The sequence below is a fragment of the Nocardiopsis sp. RV163 genome (assembly GCF_001029525.1).
Taxonomy (GTDB): Bacteria; Actinomycetota; Actinomycetes; order Streptosporangiales; family Streptosporangiaceae; genus Nocardiopsis; species Nocardiopsis dassonvillei.
The window spans coordinates 1-4,763 of record NZ_LEKI01000254.1 but is presented as its reverse complement, the minus strand read 5'-3'; the positions used below and the strand labels follow the sequence as shown (position 1 = coordinate 4,763).

Genomic DNA, 4,763 nt, shown 5'->3' with positions numbered 1-4,763 from the left:
GCTCGGAGGAGCGGGAGGCCTCCTCCAGGGCCGCGCGGCCCACGAAGTCGCCCTTGTCGAACTTCACGACCCGGCCCAGACCGGCGTCGAAGGGGGTGAGGTCGGCGGTCAGCTCCTGCCCGTACAGCGGCATCCCGGCCTCCATGCGCAGGGTGTCGCGCGCGGAGAGCCCGGCGGGGACGAGGCCGTGCCGCTCGCCCTCGGCCATGAGGGCCCGCCACACCTCGGGGGCCCGGTCCGCGGGGCTGACGAAGATCTCGAAGCCGTCCTCGCCGGTGTAGCCGGTGCGGGCGAGCAGGACGGGCTCACCGGCGACGGTGTGCTCGTACCCCGCGTAGTAGCGGATGCCGTCCAGGTCGGCGTCGGTCAGCGGCGCCAGGACGTCGACGGCGCGGGGCCCCTGGACGGCGATCAGCGCGTACTCGGCCGACTCGTCGCGGACCTCCACGTCGAAGCCCGCGGCCCGCTCGGCCAGGGCGGGGGCGACCACCGCGGTGTTGGCTGCGTTGGCCACGACGAGGTACTCGTCCTCGCGCAGCCGGTAGACGATGAGGTCGTCCAGGACACCGCCGTCCTCGGCGGTGATCATGGAGTAGCGGGCGCGCCCCACCTTGACCCGGGACAGGTGGCCGACCAGCGCGTGGTCGAGGGCCTGGGCGGCCTGCGGGCCGGTCAGCCGGATCTCGCCCATGTGGGAGAGGTCGAACAGGCCCGCGGCCTCGCGCACCGCCCGGTGCTCGGCGGTCTCGCTGCCGTAGCGCAGCGGCATGAGCCACCCGGCGAAGTCGACGAGGGCCGCGCCGGCCTTCTCGTGGACCTCGCGCAGCGCTGTCGCGCGCGGCGCGGATGCGGCATCTGACATGGGCACTCCCGAGAGGATGGGCGTCGTGACGTGAGTGGCGTTGCCATCCTCCCCCTCTGTCATCTGTGCCTGAGAGCTTCGCCGTGCGCTCGGCGCGGCTTGCACCTTCGGCGAGGGACGGCTGTCCCTGCTTTCCAGAGTGGTCTCGCCCGTACGGTCCGCTGTGCCTGAGAGGTTGTCTTCGGGGAGGGATTGCTCCTTCGGCGGCCCGCGCTGGATACGCGGGCACTCTCCCGTACGGGGTCAGCAACACGTTCAGCCTAGCAGCGGCCGTGAACGGCGCCCAAGGGTGCCCGGCCCGGGTGGAAGGGCCGACGAGGTGCCCGTGAGCGGCGCCGTCCGCGCCGTCCGCGCCGTGTTCGCGGTGCCCTCCCGGCGCCGCCCCCGGTGTCCGACACCCAGGCCGCCTCCACCCTGGGGCGGGAGGTCGGGGATTAGCGTGTCCGGTGAGTACCGACCGGGGAGGGAGACTGATGCGAACCGACACCGGGAGGGCGGCGCGCGCCGCGCGCTCGCTCGCGGCCGGATGCGTCCTGTCCCTGGCCGCGGGCACGGGGTGCGCCGGGGCCGTGGACGGAGCGCGGGGGCCGGACGAGCGCGTCCGGGAGGGGGCGGAGACCGGGCCCCCGCCCCTGACACGGGGTGACCTGGCCGCCGTCGAGCGCGAGGACCTGGAGGCGGTGTTCGCCGAAGCGGGTGTGGAGGGCACCTTCGTGCTCCACGACGTGATGGAGCGGCAGGCGACCGTGGTGGAGCCGGAGCTGGCGCGCGAGCGCGCGGTCCCCGCGTCCACCTTCGACCTCGTCAGCACCCTGGTGGGGCTCCAGACGGGCGCCGTCGGAGACGTGGACGAGGTGGTGACCCACGGGGGCGGGCCCCGGCCCGTCGACCGGCGGGAGCGGGACATGGCCCTGAGCGAGGCACTGCCCGCCTCGAACGTCCCCGTCTACCGGGAGGTGGCCCGCCGGGTCGGGCACGGGCCGATGGCGGCCTGGGTGGACCGGCTGGACTACGGCAACCGTTCGGTGGGCGACGCGCGGGCGCTGGACCGGTTCTGGCTGGAGGGGCCGCTGGAGATCTCCGCGATGGAGCAGACCGACTTCCTGGCGAGGCTGGCCCGCGACGAACTGCCCGTGGACGACGCGCACCAGGAGGCGGTGCGCGAACTCGCCGCCTTGGAGGAGGGCGACGGCTACGCCCTCCACGCGAAGGCCGGGCGGGACGCGGAGGCCGCTTCCGCGCCGGGCTGGTGGGTCGGCTGGGTCGAGAGCGGCGAGGACCTGTACACGTTCGCGCTGCGTGTCGAGCCGGAGGGGGACCAGGACGCCGGGCTGAGCGAGTCCCTTGGGCGGGAGATGCTCGTGGAACTGGAGGTCCTGCCCGAGGAGGAGCGCACCGTCTGAACACCGTGCGGCCCCGCGACGCGCGTCTGCCCGCCCCCGTCGCGGGAGCGGGCCGACGCGCGGCGTCCGGTGGCGGCTAGGCCTTGCGGCGCTGGCGCACGGCCTCGGCCAACTGGGTCAGCACCTCGCCGGTGGTCTCCCAGCCCATGCACTTGTCGGTGATCGACTGGCCGTACGTCAGGGCGGCGGGGTCGCCGAGCTTCTGGGCCCCCTCGACGATGAAGCTCTCCAGCATCACGCCGATGACGCCTTTCTGGCCCTCGGCGACCTGGGCGGCGATCGCGGCGGTCACACCGGGCTGGCGGGTGTGGTCCTTGCCGCTGTTGGCGTGGCTGGCGTCGACCATCAGGCGGCGGGGCAGCCCGGCGCCCTCGATGACGTCCAGGGCGGCGTCGACCGACCCGGCGTCGAAGTTGGGGCCGCTGCGGCCGCCGCGCAGGATGACGTGGCAGTCCGGGTTGCCCTCGGTGACGACCACCGAACCGGCGCCGGTGGGGTCGATACCGAAGAAGGTGTGCGAGGCGGCGGCGGCGCCGACCGCGTCCACGGCCACCTGGACGTCGCCGTCCGTGCCGTTCTTGAAGCCCACGGGGGTGCTCAGGCCGCTGCTCAGCTGGCGGTGCACCTGGCTCTCGGTTGTGCGGGCCCCGATCGCGCCCCAGGCGACGACGTCGGCGATGTACTGCGGGGTGATGGGGTCGAGGAACTCCGTCCCGGCGGGCAGGCCGAGCGAGTTGATGTCCAGCAGCAGTTTGCGCGCGGTGCGCAGACCGCGGTGCACGTCGTAGGTGTCGTCCAGGCCGGGGTCGTTGATCAGGCCCTTCCAGCCGACGGTGGTGCGCGGCTTCTCGAAGTACACCCGCATCACGACGCACAGCTCCTCGCGCAGGGAGGGCACGAGCTCCTTCAGGCGCCGGGCGTAGTCCATGGCGGACTCGGGGTCGTGCACCGAGCAGGGGCCCACGACGACCAGCAGGCGGTCGTCGTCACCGTCCAGGACCCGCTTGACCTCGGCGCGGGATTCCTCGACCAGGGCGCTGCGCTCGGCGCCCAGCGGAAGCTCGGCCAGCAGGTCCCGGGGCGCTATGAGCGGCGTGTAACTGGCCACCCGGGTGTCGTTGGTGCTCGGCATGGTGTTCCCCTCGGGTCCCGTCTGTCGTGTTTTCCGCTGTCGCCACGAAAACCGTCTTATGAAAACAGTAGCGCGGACGGTTCGGCGCTCCGCTGCCGCGTCGGCCTGTACGGTTCACGTGACAGAAAACACCACACCGGTTTCGGGCGCCGAAAAGCGTCTCATTTAGTGAGACGGAATTCTTCCGGTTCCCACTGCCATTTCCGTCGGGGCGGCTCCGGAGCCCGGCCGGTCACCGCTCCCTCTCCGGGAGGTCCTCCTCCCAGTACTCGCGCGGGTTGCGCGCTCCGCCGGTGACCGTGCCGCGCTCGGCCTCGGCACGACGCAGCTGCACGCGACGGATCTTACCGGAGACGGTCTTGGGCAGCTCACCGAACTCCAGGCGGCGCACCATCTGGTGCGGAGACAGGCGCTCGCGGGCGTGGGCCAGGATCGACCGCGCGGTCTCGGCGTCGGGGGCCACCCCCTCGGCCAGGGCCACGTACGCCTTGGCCACCGCCAGGCGCAGCGGGTCGGGGGAGGGAACGACGGCCGCCTCGGCCACGTATTCGTGCTCGACCAGAACGCTTTCGAGTTCGAATGGTGAGATGCGGTAATCTGAGGCCTTGAACACGTCGTCGGATCGACCGATATAGGTAATGTAACCGTTCGAATCCCGGCTGGCGATGTCACCGGTGCGGTAGAGGTCCCCGCGGACCACCTCGCGGCTGAGGCCGGGGTTGTCGGCGTAGCCTTTCATCACCCCCACCGGCTCCCGGGACAGGTCCACGCAGATCTGCCCGGTGTCGGCGGGCTCCCCGGTGGCCGGGTCCGCCAGCACCACGTCGTAGCCCGGCATCTCGCGCCCCACAGACCCGCGCACCACCCGCTGACCGGGGCCGTTGCCCAGCAGCATGGTCGTCTCGGTCTGCCCGAACCCGTCGCGCACTGTCACGCCCCACGCCTCGCGCACGCGGTCCACCACCTCGGGGTTGAGCGGCTCCCCGGCGGCCACCGCCTCGCGCAGCCCCACGTCCCACGCGGCGGGACCGGCCCGCGCCAGCGTCCGCCACACCGTCGGCGGCGCGCACAGCGTGTCCACCCCGCAGCGCACGACCGCGTCCAGCAGTCCCGCCGCGTCGAAGCGCTCCTGGTTGACGACCAGCACCGTCGCCTCGGCGTTCCACGGGGCGAACACGCTCCCGTAGGCGTGCTTGGCCCACCCCGGCTCGGACACGTTGAGGTGGACGTCTCCCGGCCGCACGCCCAGCCAGTACATGGTCGACAGGTGCCCCACCGGGTACGAGCGCTGGGTGTGCACGACCAGTTTGGGCTCGGCGGCGGTGCCGGAGGTGAAGTAGAGCAGCAGGGGGTCGTCGGGGTGGGT

General features: G+C 72.7%; 4 protein-coding genes and 1 riboswitch. Of the genes, 1 reads left to right on the top strand and 3 read right to left on the bottom strand.

Translation table 11 applies throughout. The features are described 5' to 3' along the window. Nucleotides 1-862 (bottom strand): glycine cleavage system aminomethyltransferase GcvT (gene gcvT / locus ABD54_RS25420; protein WP_047872083.1); only part of this gene is annotated, 862 nt, incomplete at its 3' end. A 144-nt stretch (nucleotides 863-1,006) separates the two neighbouring features. After that, nucleotides 1,007-1,108: riboswitch (glycine riboswitch) on the bottom strand. Nucleotides 1,109-1,335: 227 nt separating this feature from the next. On the opposite strand from gcvT, the gene ABD54_RS25415 reads away from it, so the two are divergent. After that, nucleotides 1,336-2,265, top strand: coding sequence for a serine hydrolase (locus ABD54_RS25415; RefSeq protein WP_047872082.1), 930 nt, complete (start codon nucleotides 1,336-1,338; stop codon nucleotides 2,263-2,265). Between the two features lie 76 nt (nucleotides 2,266-2,341). On the opposite strand, the gene ABD54_RS25410 is transcribed toward ABD54_RS25415, so the two are convergent. Continuing rightward, a complete protein-coding gene (locus tag ABD54_RS25410) occupies nucleotides 2,342-3,397 on the bottom strand; it encodes a 3-deoxy-7-phosphoheptulonate synthase (RefSeq protein WP_047872081.1) in 1,056 nt (351 codons plus the stop codon). Nucleotides 3,398-3,629: 232 nt separating this feature from the next. Continuing rightward, a partial coding sequence (locus ABD54_RS25405; protein WP_047872080.1) for an AMP-binding protein occupies nucleotides 3,630-4,763 on the bottom strand: 1,134 nt, incomplete at its 5' end.

Bases quoted from the DNA above. Each gene is read 5' to 3' on its own strand.
- ABD54_RS25415 (WP_047872082.1), top strand. From the start codon at position 1,336: ATGCGAACCGACACCGGGAGGGCGGCGCGCGCCGCGCGCTCGCTCGCG.
- ABD54_RS25410 (WP_047872081.1), bottom strand. From the start codon at position 3,397: ATGCCGAGCACCAACGACACCCGGGTGGCCAGTTACACGCCGCTCATA.